Here is a 16820-nt window from a genome sequence, read left to right as displayed (position 1 = left end):
GTCGCTTATTTGTTTAAGTTGATTTTGGTAGTGCCGTCTATATTTACTGTGATACCGGACAGCGTAATCGTCCCATCAGCGTTCATGACGAGCTTGCTGGAGCCCACTTCAAGCGTGATGGATGTGGCCGATTTTATTTTTACTTCACCCTTATCTACTGTTACAAAATACGAGCCTTCTTGGACAGCGATGCTTGTCTCCAGCTTTATAGTTTCGGAGTGCATGCCCTCCACTTTAATAGTCCGGTTACCACCGACAGTGTGGTTCTCATCTACCTCGATGTCGGTGTCCAGATTGCGCTCGGCGTGCAGGCTTACCTGCTCTGCGCCAGCCTTGTCCTCAAAGCGAAAGAAGTTGGCGTTTCCGCCGTGTCCTTTCGTGGAACGAGTCAGGAAACCGCTCTGTGTCTTGTTGGCTGGCAAAGACCACGGCGGCGTGTTCTGGCTGTTGTACAGACTGCCCATGACAAGCGGACGGTCGGGGTTGCCATCAAGGAAAACGACCACCACCTCGTCACCGACGCGCGGGATCTGAATGCTACCAAAACCGCCACTTGCGCCGGATTGAGCGACGCGGACCCAGCAGGAGCTTTTGTCGTTGTGCTCGCCTTTGCGGTCCCAGTGGAACTGAATCTTCACGCGACCCAGTTCGTCTGTGAAGATTTCTTCTCCGGGCGGGCCCACAACGATAGCGGTATGCGGACCGGAAATGACGGAGCGGTTGGTGGTGAGCTGTGGGCGGAAAACTATCTTCTTGCGTACGCAGGAGAAGGTGTTCCGGTAACTGGCTTGCTGGCCGTTGAGGTAATTGTTGTGGCCTTCGCTATCAATAAGAACGAGCAGAAATTGACGATCTTCAGGCGAGCCCTGATCGTGGTCGTAATGCTGCAGCAGTTCGAAGGTATAGCCAGGCTTCATGGCGCGACAGTTACTGGCCCCTCGAAAGCTCTTGCCCCTCAACTCAAGCGCTTCAACGCGCAAGCGCAACAACGCCTCACCTTCATCATAAGTGCCATGGGTGTACTGGCCGGGGAAGTCGTACACCTCGAAGTTCTCAACGTCACCCTGCTGGTTCAGGCTGTTCATGGTCACTGGCAGCCTGTTGTTAGGCTGACGATAGTCGAACGTCTGAACCGCCATTTTTCCTGATTGCAGCCTGCGGTCGCCGTTCCAATCGGTGATGGAGTCGGCTGTCTCGGTAACAGATGCCGAATGGAAGCGTATCTGGGGCTGTTCCGGCAACGGCACCAGCGTAGTGGAGTCGTCGCAGATGATCATGGTGTGGCCTTCGGCGGTATGCTCGAAGTAATAGAACATCCCTTCTTCTTCCAGCAGGCGCTGGACGAAGTTGAAGTCGGATTCGCGGTATTGAGTGATGTAGGTATAGCGCTTGAGAGGCTTGCTCAGGCGAAACTCATGCTTGGAGAACGCGGTACACATCGCGAACACTTGGGTAACGACTTCCTCAACCGTATTCCCCTGGAAGATACGTGTGTCGAAGCGGTTCTTCAGCATCGAGAACCAGGGGTTGAGCGTTGCCGTGTATTTGGCCATGCCGCCGTCGCTGCCACCGCTAGCAAAGCGCGTGAGATAGCCAGCGATGTAGCGTGGCGAGCCATCGGCTAGCTCGATCTCGATGACCACATGTTGGCCCATCATCGACTTCAGCTCGACCCCGGAGTCCTGGCACACCAATAGCAGATCAAATTGGTACGCACGCGAAAGACCTTCAGTCCCTCGGAAGGACTCCAGCAGCAGTTCCTGCTCAGGATTGGCGAGGTTCTTGAACTTGAAAAGGCGCCGGTTCTGCGGCGAAAGCATCGCGGCAAGGTCCATCAACATGTATATCTCCTTGAGGGCAGGGAGGCCAGCACCGCCGGGTTTAGCGGCTAACGATTACGAACTGACAAGTCACGGCTTAGGTCTGGTGCTTAAGTATCAATCATTTAGGGCATTGGATTGACATTAACCACGGATGTGGATCGCGCCCTAAACCTCCGAAAATCTCGTAGGACCAGGGCTACAGACGCATTCCACATCTCGCAAATACTGCAGCGTGCGACCATAAATTAGTGTGAAAGTGCCACTAGCTCAGTAAAAATACCCTACATCTCTCACAAAACCGTTACAGTCTTATCTTAAAGTATGAAAGGAAACACCGTGGTGCTGCGCCGTGTCAACCACAACCATGCGGCTCAGGCGTTGGCTGTGGTTCTGATGAAGACACGCTATCTATGGGTGTTTTGATTTCCCCGAGCCCAGATACTTTTTAATGGGTAAATACTCAGTATTCACGATGATTTAAGTGAAGACTCGACTGGTTGATGGCTTAACGGCATCATTGCGGTCTGTTTCGCAGATGAGAAAAATGAGCTCGCCTTGAAATTCAGCTCAAATATTCAGGTCTGACAGGCGACATACGCGCTGCCCAGACTACGCTGATTCGTGGTCACGCAAGGCACCGGTGCTAGCTTCCTTCAACCCAGGACTGTGACGTGTAAATGGACCTATTAGCCAATGTTCCTAGCTGGGATGACATCGAGCGAAACCTCGATGATAAATTCAATACGCTAAACCAAGGCTACAGCGATGGGCTGCAGAGCGCTCATGACAGCTGGAATGGCTTCACTCGGCGCGTCAGTACCGCCGCGACTCAAGCATTCGGCTACATGGGCAGCAATCGCATCGATTCGGTGAAAGCAGCCATGAGGCTCTCCCGCGATATTGTCGAGTCAGACCTCAAGCGCAAGTGGGCGTCTATCGAGATCGAACAGATCCTCCCGGTACTGCTGCAACTGGTCAAAGAAGTGGCGATGATTCTGGGCGGCAGCGTCGCGGTCGGCACCATTGCTGGCGGCGTTGCCGGGTCGTTTTTCTTTGGTGTAGGCGCCGTGCCGGTAGCAGCAGCGGGGGCGGGTATCGGGCTACAGGTTGGCAATCTGATCCTGTTGACGCTAGGCCTCGCCTCTATCGCTGAGTATTTCTACCAAGGCCTACCCGCTTGCCTTGCAACCCTGCAGGAAGGCTTTGCTACCGCCTGGCATGCTGACGAAGGCCTGAAACCCGAGGGCCTCGACCCTACCGGGGGTTCGGCATACGTAATGCAGGAGCGCATTGATCGTGCCGCTCAGCAACTGGCTAAAGGTCAGGAACAACTCGTACTGCTGCTATTCACCGCCATCGTGACGTACTGGACACGTGGGCAGGTCAAGGCAGGCCTCATGGGCAGCATGGATAGCATCGCAGCGCGCAGTGCCAAGCTTCAGGCAGAGATTTCGAACAAGCAGTTTGCGAATTGGTTGGCGCGTAATGAGCAGAAGTTGTTGGCTCAGCCGGAGTTGCAGGTCAATGGGCCGGCTCCGCTAAAGAACGTAGAACTCGATAATATGCGCGAGTACTATGCCAAACAAGATTCAGGCTTTGCACCATTAAAAAAACAGATCGATGAGGTTAAAACATTCAAAACTTTGGGGCTGTCCGACGAGCAAATTGCAGACTTTCTATCCACGCCCGAAGGCGGAAAACTAATAAGTAAACTCCAGGCAGCATCACCACAAACAGATGCCACCGGTATTTATGCTCGAGCTTATGACATTGTGGCAAGCGGCTCTACAATTCCCCAAATAAAAACAGTAAATTCACCGTTAATAAAAATCGTTCCACGAGGGCAAGAGGTCACTAGCTATTCTCCATTTTTTACAACGCTAGAAGAGCTTCAAGCGGCAATGAAGTCAGGAAGAACACTTGCCGACGCATTTGGATTGCCCTTAAAAAGTGAGTCCGTCGGCTATTCGGTTTTTCAGATCGCTCCGTTAAAGCCTACAGAGGTTTTTGTGAGTAAAATAGCACCTACTACAGAGTTGGGCGGAGTGATTAACCGGACCGGTGAGGTTTTTCAATCTATAGTTCCTGATCGTGGCGAATGGGGCAGTCCCAAGCTGTTGGGTACAATATTTAACTAGAGGTTTATATGGATATCGAAAAGCTTAAACAAAAAACGCAAAAGCTGCGTGAGGTGATTGAAGATTTGAGAAAGTCAGATCCCGTTGTTGAAAAGCTTCGAGTTGAGATCGAGCCACTGATGAAGCTGGCCGAATCTGGCAAGATAACAGTTAAGTTGCAGTGGCGAGACATTCCGGGGCGTTATCTATTTACCGAAGAGGGCTTGCAACAATATTCTCATCTTGAGCATGCTTTCGCAGAGTTCAGGATTGAGCTGACTGGTGGAGAGACTCCTTTGTTACGTAAGTTGAAAAGGGAAATGGGCGAGGAATGAAAGTGAGTGTCACGGGCATTTAACTTTTGTTTTGTGTGGCGCACATGTCTTGCGACTCTAATGCTGTATGACCTGCTTTCTGAGACATATAGCATATGCTCCGGTGAGATTTAGCTAATAACCGACTGCAATTGCCATGTTTAAAATGTAGTAGCTAAGCATTGACTAATGCTCTGCGCCCAAGATAACGTTCATCATAGACAATTAGGAGTAACATAAATATGGATGTTAAAGCTTTGAAAGTGGCAGCTGCAACGCTCCGCGACAAACTTGAATTTTATAAGCATCGCGACCCTGATGCTTCAATATTATTGTCGAACCTTGGGAGTCTACTCTGCCGAGCAGAGCAAGGCCAGATAACAGAGATGGTTGAGCCCCGAGATATTCCAGGGTACAGGCTTTTTACCGAAACGAACTTACAAACTTATGGAGATTTGGAAAAAGCCTACGCTGATTTTTGTCTTGAACTCACAGAGGTGCGCGAAACAGACGCTTACAGAATGTTGGCGGCCAAGATGGCTAAGGGCTGAGAATTCTATCGATATATAATTGTATAGCGTGGTTTTTAGGGAGGACATGGTAAGGCGAAGATGTTTCTATCCTTCCCGATGAACATTGAGGTCTTGTGGCTATAGATGAAATGGGAAATGAAAAGCAGAGAGGCAATAGGGCGTACTAGATAAATAATAGTTCGACATGGCTCTCTGATAGGGTTAAAAGCCGCCATATAATTTCCAACATGAAGACTCCAGTAGAGACTGGGGTGTGCATAGGTAAAATTGGTTGCCGGAATGGTTTTCATGAGTGTGGCGCTGTGTTGTCAAATCACGGCCCATTAAAGATAAATAAGTAATGAGTTGGCCCCTTTTAAATGAAAAAACTAAAGAAATAAACGCTCTTATCAAAAAAGCATCACGTCTGCTAAGGCAGTATGAAAAATCAGAATGGGCCGATAAGCTAGATGCGTACGCCGAAGCACTCTTTGATGATGCGGATTATGCGCTGTCTAAAATAATTTCACTGTATGGCGGTTCGGGGTCAATAAGTGATATTGTTTTGTACAGTAATGGAAAGTCTTTATTTGAGGAAAATAATAGGTCGCATGAGCTGCTTTCTAAGATATACAGTTTGTGTTCAGGTGCAAGTTAGCTAATGCCAGAATGCGATTGTTAAGTCTGGGGTGTAGTGGCTAATTGCAGTGAATGGTCTGCGCCTAGGTTGAGGTGCACAAGCATGAACACTAATCCCTTTAAGGCTGCATCCATAAAGCTCACAGATAAGCTTGATTTCTACAAGAGTCATGACTCTGATGCTTCAATATTGTTATTGAATATTTGCTTTTCCTCGCAGAGCGGGGCCAAATAATGAAAGGCGTTAGCTGATAGCTGATTATTTGGGCTTTACTTGTATATATGAAATGAAGCCGCTCAAACCTACCAGAGGTTACGTCAGTGAGTTCGCTCCGACGAGCGAGTTAGGAGGTTAGTTAAATGCTCTGCCGGAGCAATGCAGTATGTGGTGCCTGATCGTGGTAGCTGGGCTCCATCTGTAAGAGTTAGGACAATAGGGAACTAAAAATGAACATAGATAAAATCGAATTTTCAGCAAAAGTTTTGGAAGAAAAATTAAAGGAATATGCTGTAAAGGATAATGAGGCTTCACGTCTCTATGAAGATTTAAAGCCGTTGTTGGAACTGGCAAAATCAAGACGTATTCTATCACCAATACAATGGGGGAAAATCCCGGGGCGCTATCGCTTTACCGAGAATGGGCTTCAAGAATACAGCGATTTAGAGGAAGCATATGCTGTATTTTCAATTGAGATTACGGGCGGGGAACCTCCGTTTCTAAAGATGCTTCGTACAGAGAGAAATCAAAAATAGCTTATTGAACAAAGTGGCAATAAAATTAATACTGCACATTAGTTGGCGATAGTTAGATTTCATCGACATGTTCTATTGAACATGTTCAAAGCTCCGGAGTGTAGGTTACGAAACTGTCCACCCCGTGGGGACGTAAGCCACGATCCAACGACTCTCGAATGAAAATTTTAGATGAGTTGGCGATAGACAAAACGTCATTCTTACTTGTCATTTTCGGTTAATAATGACTTGGTTGGCTATGAAGAATATTATGAAATAGTCCAAAGTGGCTACGAGCTTTTTCAAAAAACTCCTGAAGTTGAGCTCGTTTTCGTCATAAAATTTAGACTCAGAGAGTTGGGTGATTTGCTTACTGTGCAGCCCAGTTAAAATAGGGGGCTACACGTTAGGGAAGCAGACCCAAAGTAATTGCTCCACGAGCATGAAACTGGTGGCAGCTTAGTGTGCATGTGCGCCCGCAGGCTAATGCTCAAGGTTTATCTGAACTTCTCCGCTTATGGGAAAACGCACTTATAGAGGGCAGACCTCCCTCAAAGCGTTCTTGACAGGATAGCCGACGGAGCGGTATAAGTGGGCAAGGGTTTTTAGGAACGTAGCAAATACATCCTTCTTAGGCATTGCTTAAATAACGATGTAAGGAACGTCTGTAAAGAATATTTCATTTCTAAACTATGTGTCTCTGAAAAAAGTCCCATGATAAATCTACATACCCCGTTAGACATCGTTACTGACTATGCTGAACGGTATAGAAGCTTTAGGCCTGCGCCTACTTCTAGAGTATCTACCTCAAGTGGAAGATCTTCAGGGGTTGATAGTCCCACAGACTTCTCCTTGGTTCCGGGCTGGCTAGCATCTAGAATACCTACGCTAACAGCCTCTCAGGCACTTGACCGATCAAAAGGCGCACTTCTTGGCCTTGCTATTGGTGATGCAGTCGGTACAACTCTGGAATTTACTAGCCGCGATTCTAACACTGTGACAGACATGCAAGGCGGGGGGCCATTTAGACTCAACGCGGGTGAGTGGACAGATGATACCAGCCTAGCTCTTTGCTTGGCTGACTGTTACCTTGCGAATGGAAAACTGGATTGCGCAGACTATTTGAATCGGCTATGCCGCTGGTATAAAAAAGGGGAAAATAGCGTCAACGGTGTTTGCTTTGATATTGGTAATGCGACACGCAACGCACTTGAAGGTTGGCTAAAGGAAGGATTGAGTTGGAACGGTAACTGGGAGCCTAGTACCGCAGGCAACGGCTCAATAATCAGATTAGCACCGACAGCTATTTTTCGGCGAAACTCTCTGATCACTACATGGATGGAAAGTCAAACGCAAAGCAGAACTACACACTGTGCGGTTGAGGTGATTAGTTGTTGCGAACTTCTAGGGGCAAAATTACACCTTGCTCTAAATGGGGCCAATAAGCAGGAGGTTTGTTCTCCCATGATCGGCCCATTCCAGCCTCGAGTAATGATCATCAACGCCGGTGAATATAAAGAAAAAACTAGAGACCAGATCCGCTCCTCAGGCTATGTTATCGACACGCTGGAAGCAGCCCTGTGGGCCGTATGGAATACCGACAACTTCAAAGATGCTATTTTGCTGGCCGCCAACCTGGCTGATGATGCCGACAGCGTAGCCGCCACCGCTGGACAAATTGCCGGTGCATTGTATGGTGTATCGGGTATGCCAGATGAGTGGGTAAAAAAAGTCGCTTGGTCGGATCATATTCAAGATTTAGCTCAGCAGTTGTTTGAGCGCGCACCAAGTTAAAATGCATTTTCGGCGCTGTCGTGGAAGTGTGCAATCCTTTAAAGGTCTATCGCTGATAGCGCCAAAATACAGTTTCTTGAGTGTTTATAATATAGATATTTATATGAATTTTTCGTAAGAAAAGTCAGAGGTAAAAATGTTTACTGCGTGATAATGACGTTTTGTCATAATTACGATATTACGATCTTTTTCGCCGATGAGAAAAGTGAGCTTGCTCTGAAATTTGGCTCAAAAATTCAGGTCTGATCGGACCAAGTGCATATGGATCAGAACGTGTCAATTCGTGACTACCCAAATAAGTTGGTGCAACCCCCTTCAACCCAAGGACAGTGATGTATAAATGGACTTAAACGCCCAGGATAACATGCGCCATAGCAAATAGGAGTAATATTATGGATGTTGAAGCTTTGAGAATGGCAGCCACAGCGCTTCGTGACAAACTTGAGTTTTATAAACATCGCGATCCTGATGCTTTAATATTGCTATTGGATCTTGAGGATTTGCTTTCCCGAGCAGAGCGAGGCCAAATCACTGAAATGGTTGAGCCGCGAGATATTCCAGGTTACAAGCTTTTCACTGAGGCAAGTTTACAGTCATATAAAGATTTGGAGGCCGCATATACAGATTTCTATATGGACCTCATCGAGGGGCGGGAGACCGAGGCCTACAAAATTTTGCTTGCCAAAATGGCTAAGGACTAAAATATCTGCAAATAGGGAATAGGCTTGAGGAACAAAGCAGTGCAGCTCATTTCTAGCAGAGGTAGGGGGTTGAATAAATTTCTTTCTGGCTGTGACAGTTCAAATCATGAGGTGCTAAAAATTAACGTAGAAAAATTGAGCTCTTCAGCAAGAGTTTTAGAGGGGAAGTTGAAAGAGCATATGAATAAAGATGTACAGGTATCACATCTCTATAACGACCTGAGACCATTGCTGGAGTTGGCGAAGTCGAGGCGGATTTTAACCCCTATAGAGGTGGGAGCCGTTCCGGGGCGTTATCGCTTTACCGAGAATGGGCTTCAAGAATACAGTGATTTAGAGCATGCATATGCTGTATTTTCAATTGAGATTACGGGAGGGGAACCTCCGCTTTTAAAAATACTTCGCGCAGAACGAAATCGAAAATAGCTCGTCCGTTCTGCAGTGATGAAGCGTATTCTGTATTAGGGGCAAGCCGATAATAAAGTTTAATTCCGCCAAGGAGTTCATAGGTCATGCTGTTTTACTTACCGAAATGCGTATAAGTCGCCACCCTGCGTTTTCGATATACGCAGCAGTTCTAAAAAGCCTCTCTATATAAAATCAATTCTTGAGGTTGTTGAGGCAGACAAGTCCGGACTTCACAAGCTTTTTATCGGGGCCCTTGCAGTCAAGGGGTTCAAAGAAAAAGATTACGTGCTGGCACAAGCCCCGATGGATGTTTATTACATTGCGAATCAGTCAGCAAACGGTTTGGAAATTAAACTTCCCGAAGGGTTGTGGCATCCTTGAGGAATAAATTTTATAATGGTTACCCTGTGCAGAAAAATTTGCAATTTTCTCTCTTGGGGCCGGTTGTAGGTTTCTGCTTTCCTTCGTCCTTCTGTAAATTCAGCTGCCGCCAAAATCATTATTATAAATATTGAACATCTTAAGCAAAAAACGCAAAAGCTACGTGAAGTGATTGAAGATTTGAAAAAATCAGATCACGTGGTTGAAAAGCTTCGAGCTGAGATCGAACCACTGATGAAGCTGGCCGAATCTGGCATGATAACAGTTAAGTTGCAGTGGCGAGACATTCCAGGGCGTTATCTATTTACCGAAGAGGGTTTGCAACAATATCCTCATCTTGAGCATGCTTTCGCAGAGTTCAGGATTGAGCTGGCTGGTGGAGAGACTCGTTTATTATATAAATTGAAAAAGGGAAATGGGTGAGTAATGAAAGTGCGTGTCACGGGCAGTTAATTTTTACTCTGTGTGGCGCACATGCCTTGCGGTCCTGATGCTGCATGACCTGCTTTCTGAGATATAGCATATGCTCCAATGAGAGTCTCAAGGAATCTGAACCAAATGTCCAAACCGTGTCCGCAACAGCTCTACAACAAAGCCTGGCTATTCGCATCCCATGCCCACGTAGGCCAAAAAATGACAGGCTTGGACCTTCCTTACACCACCCACGTGGCGATGGTTGCCAACGAGTTGATCTTTGCCCATCGCGAAGAGTCCGTGGGCGCGCTTGAGATAGCCTTGCCTACAGCGTTGCTGGAGGATACGCCGGTGACTCAGGATGAGTTGGCTGAAGCGTTCGGTGTGGAGGTCGCCTCAGCCGTGGCGTGCCTGAGCAAGAACCTGATCGTGCCGTTTTCCGAAGCGCTTTATTTCGCCGGGATCGCCAGTCATTCCAAAGAAGCTGCGTCGGTCAAGTTGTGTGATCGCATCACCAATCTTCAGTCAGCGCCGTCCACCTGGAAGAAGGCAAAGCGAGCGTCTTATCTGGTGGAGTCGGCGCAGATCCTGGCTGCCTTGGGGCATGCGAACGGGTATCTGCGGCAGCGGCTCACCGATACGATGGCGCGTTATGAGGCGCTTTATGTTGATGGCTTTGAAGACTGAGTAATGAGCTCTCATCATTGTCGGATCGAGAACGGGAATCTCTGGATAGAAAGTCAGCGAGTCTGCCTTCCTTACCCAGTGGATACGTTTTTGCTTTTTCAGGGGATAGTGCTAATCAGGCTTGAATCCCCACCGGGCGAGGGCTTCAACCGGAACATCTTCGCTTTCTCGATGGCTGGCGAAGTGCTCTGGCAGATCGAGGAAAGCCCGCACGGTACGCAGGCGGACAAGCCGTTTATGAGTCTTCACTGCGATGACAACGCTCAGGTCATCGCAGGTTGCTGGAATGGTGTGACCTACTCGGTGAATGTGGAGAACGGGAAGATTCAAGTTATCCAGTTCAACAAATAGCCGCGCTTCCGGCGTTTACCCTTCAGCTGACGCGCTTCGCGCCTCACCAACGCAACCCCTCAAACGGATTCCAGCCCTGCTCGCCTCTCACTTCCTTCAGGTAATACGCGTAATTGGTCAACTGGCCATACAGCGAATTAAACGCAAACCCCAGCGCAGAACTCGCCTCCTTGGCGTAGCGGAACTCAAACATGTCCATCACGATGTTCAGCGCGACAGAAACCACTATCATGATCGCGATAATGCACAGGTTCTTCTTCCATAGCCCCAGAATGAACAGGTAAACCGGCCCGAAAAAGAACGCGAAGAAGTTGAAGTTGATTTTCACTTTTTTCAGAAAGGGCAGTTGCTTGAGCGCAGGTCTGAACCCCGGTGCGCTTGGGCCGCCGTGCGCTTCAAAAAAGGCGAAGCGTTCTTTCCATTTGTCGCTGTAGCGGCCTGATGCGTTTACCGGGTCTGACGTGTTCATTCTCTAATCCCTGATATGTGTGAATCCTGTGAATGGTCGTTCCCTGTTGCAGCGCTGGGTACGACACAAAATACGGGTAAATCATGGGCACGTCAGTCGTACAGACAGACTCGCCTCGTGGTGCATTTCCCGACGGTCTGTACGCACCTTCATACAGACCGATCCACCAGATCGCCCTTACTGCTTAGGCTCTTTCGTACCCAGCACATCGCGAATGCTGTCCACGACGTTGCTGTCCTTGATGACGTCGTTCAGCCAGCCTTCCAGCGGCATGTTGCCCCACTTGATGGCGCGCTCGATGAGGTACGGGACGGGGCTTTGCGGCTCGGTGTTTTTGAAGAACTGCGCGATGCCGGCGAGCATGGTGAAGGCTTCGTCGCGTGTGGTCGGGGTGGTGCGCAGTGGTGCGGACGCGCTGTCCTGGCTGGCCTGGGTCATTACGGCACCTGCGGGTTGGTCGACGACGGTTTCGGGGGCGGCCTGAGCGGCGGCGGGGGCAGGGCTCAGTTCGATGCCGCGGTCCTTGAGCAGTTTTTCGGTCAGTTGCCCGGCGCGTTGCAGGATGTCGCTAAGGGTGACAAGGCTCGGCGCGTCGCGGCCGAACAGGGTATCGGCAGTGGCCTGGAGCTGCTGGCAAGCGTACAAGCTGGCGGCGATTTCGCTGGCCTTGAGGCGCAGATGGTCCGAGTCGGTCAGGACCACCGAGCGCTGGAAGATTTCGGCGTTGATCTTGCCTTCTTCAACAGCGGACTGCATGGCCTTGGGATTTTGCAGCGCGAGGTTTTCAACGTGGCGCGACTCGTCGTAGCGCAACAGGCCAAAGTTCTGCCCCTGGGTGATCGGCAGCCCGCCGACGACTTCGGTCAGTGTGGTTTTCAGCCAGGCCAGGCGGGCAGCGCGTTCTTCTACGCCATCTTCCAGAGACGGGTACAGATCGTCCCAGAAAGTTTGCAGGATCCGCTCGGCCACGGTCAGGCCGAAGGTGATGCCGACGAAGTGGTATTTGTGCGCCAGGGCTTCGCTGAGCCAGGCGACGAGCATCAGGTCCTTGCTTTGTTCGGCAAGGCCCTGTGCGGCCAACGTGATGGTCTGTTCCCAGTCCGAGGACTTGAGATCGGTTTGCCAGTCACCTTGGGTGAGGTAGTCGGGGTCTGCTCGACGAGCTTCCTTGACCTGATCGAACAGGGTGGAAAAGCTCAGGTCCTCGCCACTTCCCCCGTTGATGGGTGCCGTCAGATCGGCAAGCGAAAGGTCGTTGAGAAATTCAGACATAGTCAACTCTGATCAGAGGATAAAAGAACACCGTGCCTGGGCAGACACGGTGTTGAAGACGGGCCGCTTGCGCGACCCGATGTGTCACGGACTTATGCGAATACTTTGTTCGCAGTGCGGTCCCAGCCGCCAGTGACGTTACCGCCACCCTGGCCATCGGAACGGCTCTGCTGGGTGTAGGTAGTCTTGATGCGAGCGAAGTTGAAGCTGATTTCTTCAATCGGCAGATCGCTGACTGCGTTGTCTTCGCCTTTCTGGCTACCGCCAGCAACCGCCTTCACGGAAGACACAACCACTTCTTCCAGGTTGATGGTCAGGTAGGTCAGCTTGTCGCCGCCTGCACGGTTGACGTTCAGCTGGATCTTGGCGATGTGAGTGCCCTTGCAGCACGCTTCGAACAGCTTGGCGGAAGCCTTGTCCACAGACTTGCGGATGCTGAAGTCGCTCAGTGCAACGCGCTCGGACGAAGCACCGCCCGAAGAGCTTGCGGTCGCCGAGGTGGCCTGGGTAGCGCCGAACTCGTAGCCCAACACTTCGATCCAGTCCTTGTGCTTGTCGTCCAGAACTTCGCCTGGGATGCCGTCGATTTGGATGTATGCGTCAAATGCCATTTTCTGCTTCTCCTTCTTCATTTAAAGCCGTGGCGTCTGCGGACAGAACACGGCCCTTTTGATTAACCTTCCTGAAACGATCAAGAAAGGTTCTCTTGCCACGGCCAAGGTCTCATATGGACAACCCGGGCTTCGGTTTGCTCGCCAACGCGCGATCAATTGAGCGCGCGTACTTCGATCTCCACGCGTCGATTCGGCTCAAGGCACTGAATCAGCTGAGCTCTGGGTTGCTGCATATCGCATTTGACCAGAGGCTTCTCGCTGCCTTCACCAACCGCGTCCACCAGCTCGGCGGGCACGCCCTTGCCGACCAGGTAAGTCTTGATGGTCTGCGCGCGCTGTTTGGACACCTGCATGTTGCTCTGCGGGTCGCCCAGCTGGTCAGCGTGACCTGCAATCACGATCTTGCCGATGTTCGGTGTGCTCAACAGCTTGCCGGCGATCGCGCTCAACTGATTTTGACCTTCGGTTTTAAGGCTCTGGAAATCGGCACGACCAAAGGCAAACAGCGTGTCCGATTCCAGCGTTATCGTTTCGATAGCCTTCAACGACTGCGTCAACAGGCTGTTGATGTAATTACGCGAACTGGATGTCAGAAATGCGTTGTCGAGAATCCGCGGCACGTCCAGTTCGTGAATCTGATCGCTGTAGAAGTTGATCTGTCGGCTGGCGTACTCGTAATCCTGATTGGAGCCTGCCTCGGCATTCGCGGTGATGGTCTTGCCGGTCTGACGCGCGATGGCCGGGTACCAGTAATCAGGCATCTTCGCTTTCAGGAACGCCGGGTCAGCCTTTTCACGCTGGGCGCGCGACAACATTACGTAGGTGTCCAGCGTGGCCTTGCCGAAGGCAGCGATGGATTGCGCGCGGTTATCCGGCGGCAGCGCCTTGGGCTCGACACTGTCCACACCGGTGACCGGCATCAGGTCCTTGGCATTACGCTGGTAGACCTTGATGGTGGTCAGCAGGTAAAGCGAGCGCGTCAGGTTGTCTGCGGTCGGTTTGAGCATCACCGTTTCCAGACGGTTGAAGTAACGCGTGCGCAGCAGCGGCTCGACGTCATAGCCCCGGTAAAGACCCAGGCGCAAGCGCAGTGGTACGCCTTCGTCGTGATGACGATCGTAGTAAAGCGAAGTCCAGAAGCGCATGCGATCCAGCGTTTGCCACTCGGTGTACTGCCCGGTGGCCTTGCTGTCCTCGGCTGCGGCCTGAGCGAGTTCGCTGGAGATGGACTGGATGTTGTCCTTGTTGTTCCAGTACGACCAGCCCCACAGACTGCATAGCAGCAACGCGACAAGGCTTGCGCCACCGATCCAGGCGGCCTTGCGGCGACGTTCGCGGTGGTTGGTGGTGTAAAGCGCCACCAGATGCTGATCGGGGATGATCACCTTGCGGAACAGGCTGTTGATGAACAGCGGGTGCGGCTGGACATTGCCATCGACAGCTTCCTGCTCGCTTTCCAGCTGGAATCGTTCGGTGACCTGGCGGGTATGACCGCCCATCTCGGGCTGATCGGCGTCCAGTGCGCTGGTGAAGTAGAAGCCGCGCAGCATCTCGGCGCTTTGATACGGGTTAGCGCGCAGCAGAGCATCGACGAACAGGAGCAGGCGCGGTTTCAAGGCTTCCAGCTCCAGTGGGAAGCGATACACCGCAGTGTCCTGACGAGTGACCTGGATGTCCTGAAGCACCAGTTGCTGGTTGGCGATCTGTTTCCAGTAATTGATCAGTTCTTCCATCGCCACACCGAAGCGCTGGCCCCAGTCGGCTTGCTCGAAGCCCTTGTGCGGGAAGGTCTTGCCCATCACTTCGCCACGCGCCACGTCGTCAAGCTGGCGATAGAACGGCACGAAGCCCGGGACCAGGTCGCACTTGGTAAACACCAGATACACCGGCAGACGCACTTCCAGCAGCGCGTGGGTTTCCTGGATGCGCTCGCGCAGGCGCTTGGCGATGCGCTCCTGGTCCTCCACCGAGGACTGCAGGATGTCATGAATGCTGACGGTGACAATCAGGCCGTTGAGCGGTCTGCGCTGGCGGTGCTGACGCAGCAATTGCAGAAAGGCGCGCCATTTGCCGGCTTCTTCCTGATCGTTCATGTAGCGACCGGCCGTGTCCAGCAGCACGGCTTCCGAGCTGAAGAACCAGTCACAATTGCGCGTGCCACCCAACCCGGCCACGCGTGCGCCTTCGCGTTCTGCGTAGGGGAAGTTGAGGCCCGACTGATAGAGCATGGTGCTTTTGCCCGCTGCGGGCTGACCGACCACCAGATACCAGGGCAGGGCGTATAGCGCGTCCTTGGAGTTGCTGCCGTTCGGCTTGTTGCTCTGCAGGCGCTCGAGGCTTTGCAGCAGGCGCTCGCGCAGCAGGCTGACCTCTTCACGGTCCGCCGGGCTGGCGTTGAGCACCGCCTGGTCGGCGTCGTCACGCAGCAGGCCTTCCAGGTTCTGGTGCTGTGATACGCCTCGATACAGCAACAGCACATAGGCTGCCGACAACAGCAGAAACAGGCCGATCCCCGTCAGCAGGCTGTTCATCGAGCTGAAGCCCAGGGCACGGCCGATGCTCCAGACGATAAAGATCGCCAGGAAAAAACAGACCCCTAGAACGTAGGGCTGGTAGCGCAAAAAGTAGTATTTGATCTTGTTCATACGGGCTTCAAATCCAGCACATCGACAAAGCGGTCGATAACGTCATAAAGAGGGCGGTCAATGTCTGGAAACACATGGCCTCGGTGGTGTTCGTCGAACGCGTCGAAGGGTGCCAGTACGTCATAACTCTCCGAATGCTCACTCACGCCCGTCACCACCCGGTACACGCCGGAGGTGTTGCGGGATGCAAAGCAGAACAGCCGGGGGCGCATGAAATCATCCGCCAGAATGCTGATCTGCGGCACCGCCCTGTTCGGTTCGATGCGTGTCAGCCAGTTGACCCACAGATCGGCTGTCGGGTTCTTCAAGCCTCGTTCTGCCGGCAGTGGCAGCGAAATACCAACGGGTGCCTTGGACGATGGGCGGCTCAGCGCCTGCAGCCTGGTGAGCACGGCGTTGCTGATGAACTCCGGGTAGGAGCTTTCCAGCGAGGTCGCGATGTCGCGCAGGGTGAAGTTCACCAGAAACTTCTCATGCACACGCCTGAACAGCTCGAAATCCTGACCTTGCAGCGGTCGCAAGGCCCTGATGCGTTCGAACAGCACCGCCGTGCTTTCGCCTTGCGCGGCCATGTGCAGCAGCGGTTTGATCTGCCCGGCGAACAGTTCGCTCAGGGTGAACGGGTTCACAAACAGCCCGGCGTCACTGGACTTCACCGTTTGAAAGATGAAGAACGGATAACGCCGAGCGCTTGAGTCCCTGGAACTGATCAAACCGCCCACCAGCCAGTTGCCGCTGCGTGCCCGGTAGCTGAAAAAGCACACGGGCAATCGATCGAACAGCGTGCGCCAGTCTTCGCGGTGCTGCATGTCGGCGAGAGCGCCCTGCAGCCATGCATCGAACTCGCAGACATCGTCGCTGGCACCATGCAGGCTGACGAAATCTGCGCTCGCGGGCACTTTTCCGAAGCAGCCAATCATCGACCGCCCTCCAGATCCAGCATGTGC

The 16820-nt window shown here is 51.7% G+C and carries 18 protein-coding genes; 12 read left to right on the top strand and 6 right to left on the bottom strand.

Annotation, left to right across the window (positions count from 1 at the left end):
* Nucleotides 1–5: 5 nt before the first annotated feature.
* Nucleotides 6–1841 carry a type VI secretion system Vgr family protein gene (gene tssI, locus PI739_RS23715; protein ID WP_054081383.1) on the bottom strand — a complete coding sequence of 612 codons (1836 nt, stop codon included), beginning with the start codon at nucleotides 1839–1841 and terminating at the stop codon, nucleotides 6–8.
* Between the two features lie 659 nt (nucleotides 1842–2500).
* On the opposite strand from tssI, the gene PI739_RS23710 reads away from it, so the two are divergent.
* The 12 genes from PI739_RS23710 to PI739_RS23655 all read left to right on the top strand — a co-directional run bounded on the left by PI739_RS23710 (nucleotide 2501) and on the right by PI739_RS23655 (nucleotide 10873).
* Nucleotides 2501–3961, top strand: coding sequence for a DUF6861 domain-containing protein (locus tag PI739_RS23710; RefSeq protein ID WP_054081382.1), 1461 nt, complete (start codon nucleotides 2501–2503; stop codon nucleotides 3959–3961).
* A gap of 8 nt (nucleotides 3962–3969) precedes the next feature.
* Nucleotides 3970–4275 (top strand): hypothetical protein, encoded by a 306-nt coding sequence (locus PI739_RS23705; protein WP_054081381.1) that lies wholly within the window; start codon nucleotides 3970–3972, stop codon nucleotides 4273–4275.
* Between the two features lie 221 nt (nucleotides 4276–4496).
* Nucleotides 4497–4805, top strand: coding sequence for a hypothetical protein (locus tag PI739_RS23700; protein ID WP_054081380.1), 309 nt, complete (start codon nucleotides 4497–4499; stop codon nucleotides 4803–4805).
* A 322-nt stretch (nucleotides 4806–5127) separates the two neighbouring features.
* A complete protein-coding gene (locus tag PI739_RS23695; protein WP_271352220.1) occupies nucleotides 5128–5424 on the top strand; it encodes a DUF6966 domain-containing protein in 297 nt (98 codons plus the stop codon).
* A gap of 428 nt (nucleotides 5425–5852) precedes the next feature.
* Nucleotides 5853–6158 (top strand): hypothetical protein, encoded by a 306-nt coding sequence (locus PI739_RS23690; RefSeq protein ID WP_005781701.1) that lies wholly within the window; start codon nucleotides 5853–5855, stop codon nucleotides 6156–6158.
* A gap of 693 nt (nucleotides 6159–6851) precedes the next feature.
* Complete coding sequence (gene tri1, locus PI739_RS23685) at nucleotides 6852–7931, top strand: ADP-ribosylarginine hydrolase Tri1 (RefSeq protein WP_054081379.1); 1080 nt, start codon at nucleotides 6852–6854, stop codon at nucleotides 7929–7931.
* 392 nt (nucleotides 7932–8323) lie between these two features.
* Complete coding sequence (locus PI739_RS23680; RefSeq protein WP_054081378.1) at nucleotides 8324–8632, top strand: hypothetical protein; 309 nt, start codon at nucleotides 8324–8326, stop codon at nucleotides 8630–8632.
* A gap of 69 nt (nucleotides 8633–8701) precedes the next feature.
* Entirely contained in the window at nucleotides 8702–9058 is a 357-nt protein-coding gene (locus PI739_RS23675; RefSeq protein ID WP_230081985.1) for a hypothetical protein, read from the top strand.
* Between the two features lie 138 nt (nucleotides 9059–9196).
* Entirely contained in the window at nucleotides 9197–9421 is a 225-nt protein-coding gene (locus tag PI739_RS23670; protein WP_408637185.1) for an immunity protein Tsi6 family protein, read from the top strand.
* 123 nt (nucleotides 9422–9544) lie between these two features.
* Nucleotides 9545–9844 (top strand): hypothetical protein, encoded by a 300-nt coding sequence (locus tag PI739_RS23665; RefSeq protein WP_054081377.1) that lies wholly within the window; start codon nucleotides 9545–9547, stop codon nucleotides 9842–9844.
* Nucleotides 9845–9979: 135 nt separating this feature from the next.
* Nucleotides 9980–10522 carry a bifunctional (p)ppGpp synthetase/guanosine-3',5'-bis(diphosphate) 3'-pyrophosphohydrolase gene (locus PI739_RS23660; protein ID WP_054081376.1) on the top strand — a complete coding sequence of 181 codons (543 nt, stop codon included), beginning with the start codon at nucleotides 9980–9982 and terminating at the stop codon, nucleotides 10520–10522.
* Nucleotides 10523–10525: 3 nt separating this feature from the next.
* Nucleotides 10526–10873, top strand: a complete 348-nt coding sequence (locus PI739_RS23655) for a DUF7957 family protein (RefSeq protein WP_054081375.1) — start codon at nucleotides 10526–10528, stop codon at nucleotides 10871–10873.
* 43 nt (nucleotides 10874–10916) lie between these two features.
* Here the strand turns inward: PI739_RS23655 and PI739_RS23650 are convergent, their stop codons facing one another.
* The 5 genes from PI739_RS23650 to tagF form a co-directional block, all read right to left on the bottom strand.
* A complete protein-coding gene (locus tag PI739_RS23650) occupies nucleotides 10917–11342 on the bottom strand; it encodes a DUF2628 domain-containing protein (RefSeq protein ID WP_003434845.1) in 426 nt (141 codons plus the stop codon).
* Between the two features lie 177 nt (nucleotides 11343–11519).
* On the bottom strand, nucleotides 11520–12614 hold the full coding sequence (gene tssA, locus PI739_RS23645) for a type VI secretion system protein TssA (RefSeq protein ID WP_024649545.1): 1095 nt from the start codon (nucleotides 12612–12614) through the stop codon (nucleotides 11520–11522).
* A 92-nt stretch (nucleotides 12615–12706) separates the two neighbouring features.
* Entirely contained in the window at nucleotides 12707–13225 is a 519-nt protein-coding gene (locus PI739_RS23640; protein WP_003318810.1) for an Hcp family type VI secretion system effector, read from the bottom strand.
* Nucleotides 13226–13380: 155 nt separating this feature from the next.
* Nucleotides 13381–15873 (bottom strand): type VI secretion system membrane subunit TssM, encoded by a 2493-nt coding sequence (gene tssM / locus PI739_RS23635; RefSeq protein ID WP_003434838.1) that lies wholly within the window; start codon nucleotides 15871–15873, stop codon nucleotides 13381–13383.
* The gene (tagF, locus tag PI739_RS23630; protein ID WP_003318808.1) at nucleotides 15870–16793 is read right to left on the bottom strand and encodes a type VI secretion system-associated protein TagF; all 924 of its coding nucleotides are present in this window, start codon (nucleotides 16791–16793) and stop codon (nucleotides 15870–15872) included. Before tagF ends, tssM begins: the two co-directional genes overlap by 4 nt.
* Nucleotides 16794–16820 lie beyond the last annotated feature (27 nt).

This window comes from Pseudomonas cerasi (assembly GCF_027983475.1).
In the GTDB taxonomy this organism is placed as follows: Bacteria; Pseudomonadota; Gammaproteobacteria; order Pseudomonadales; family Pseudomonadaceae; genus Aquipseudomonas; species Aquipseudomonas cerasi.
The sequence above is the reverse complement of the archived record's forward strand: the minus strand, read 5'-3'. Positions and strand labels throughout refer to the sequence as shown.

Coding starts and splice junctions, on each gene's coding strand:
- tssI (WP_054081383.1), bottom strand. CDS start 1,841: ATGTTGATGGACCTTGCCGCGATGCTTTCGCCGCAGAACCGGCGCCTT.
- PI739_RS23710 (WP_054081382.1), top strand. CDS start 2,501: ATGGACCTATTAGCCAATGTTCCTAGCTGGGATGACATCGAGCGAAAC.
- PI739_RS23705 (WP_054081381.1), top strand. CDS start 3,970: ATGGATATCGAAAAGCTTAAACAAAAAACGCAAAAGCTGCGTGAGGTG.
- PI739_RS23700 (WP_054081380.1), top strand. CDS start 4,497: ATGGATGTTAAAGCTTTGAAAGTGGCAGCTGCAACGCTCCGCGACAAA.
- PI739_RS23695 (WP_271352220.1), top strand. CDS start 5,128: ATGAGTTGGCCCCTTTTAAATGAAAAAACTAAAGAAATAAACGCTCTT.
- PI739_RS23690 (WP_005781701.1), top strand. CDS start 5,853: ATGAACATAGATAAAATCGAATTTTCAGCAAAAGTTTTGGAAGAAAAA.
- tri1 (WP_054081379.1), top strand. CDS start 6,852: ATGATAAATCTACATACCCCGTTAGACATCGTTACTGACTATGCTGAA.
- PI739_RS23680 (WP_054081378.1), top strand. CDS start 8,324: ATGGATGTTGAAGCTTTGAGAATGGCAGCCACAGCGCTTCGTGACAAA.
- PI739_RS23660 (WP_054081376.1), top strand. CDS start 9,980: ATGTCCAAACCGTGTCCGCAACAGCTCTACAACAAAGCCTGGCTATTC.
- PI739_RS23655 (WP_054081375.1), top strand. CDS start 10,526: ATGAGCTCTCATCATTGTCGGATCGAGAACGGGAATCTCTGGATAGAA.
- PI739_RS23650 (WP_003434845.1), bottom strand. CDS start 11,342: ATGAACACGTCAGACCCGGTAAACGCATCAGGCCGCTACAGCGACAAA.
- tssA (WP_024649545.1), bottom strand. CDS start 12,614: ATGTCTGAATTTCTCAACGACCTTTCGCTTGCCGATCTGACGGCACCC.
- PI739_RS23640 (WP_003318810.1), bottom strand. CDS start 13,225: ATGGCATTTGACGCATACATCCAAATCGACGGCATCCCAGGCGAAGTT.
- tssM (WP_003434838.1), bottom strand. CDS start 15,873: ATGAACAAGATCAAATACTACTTTTTGCGCTACCAGCCCTACGTTCTA.
- tagF (WP_003318808.1), bottom strand. CDS start 16,793: ATGATTGGCTGCTTCGGAAAAGTGCCCGCGAGCGCAGATTTCGTCAGC.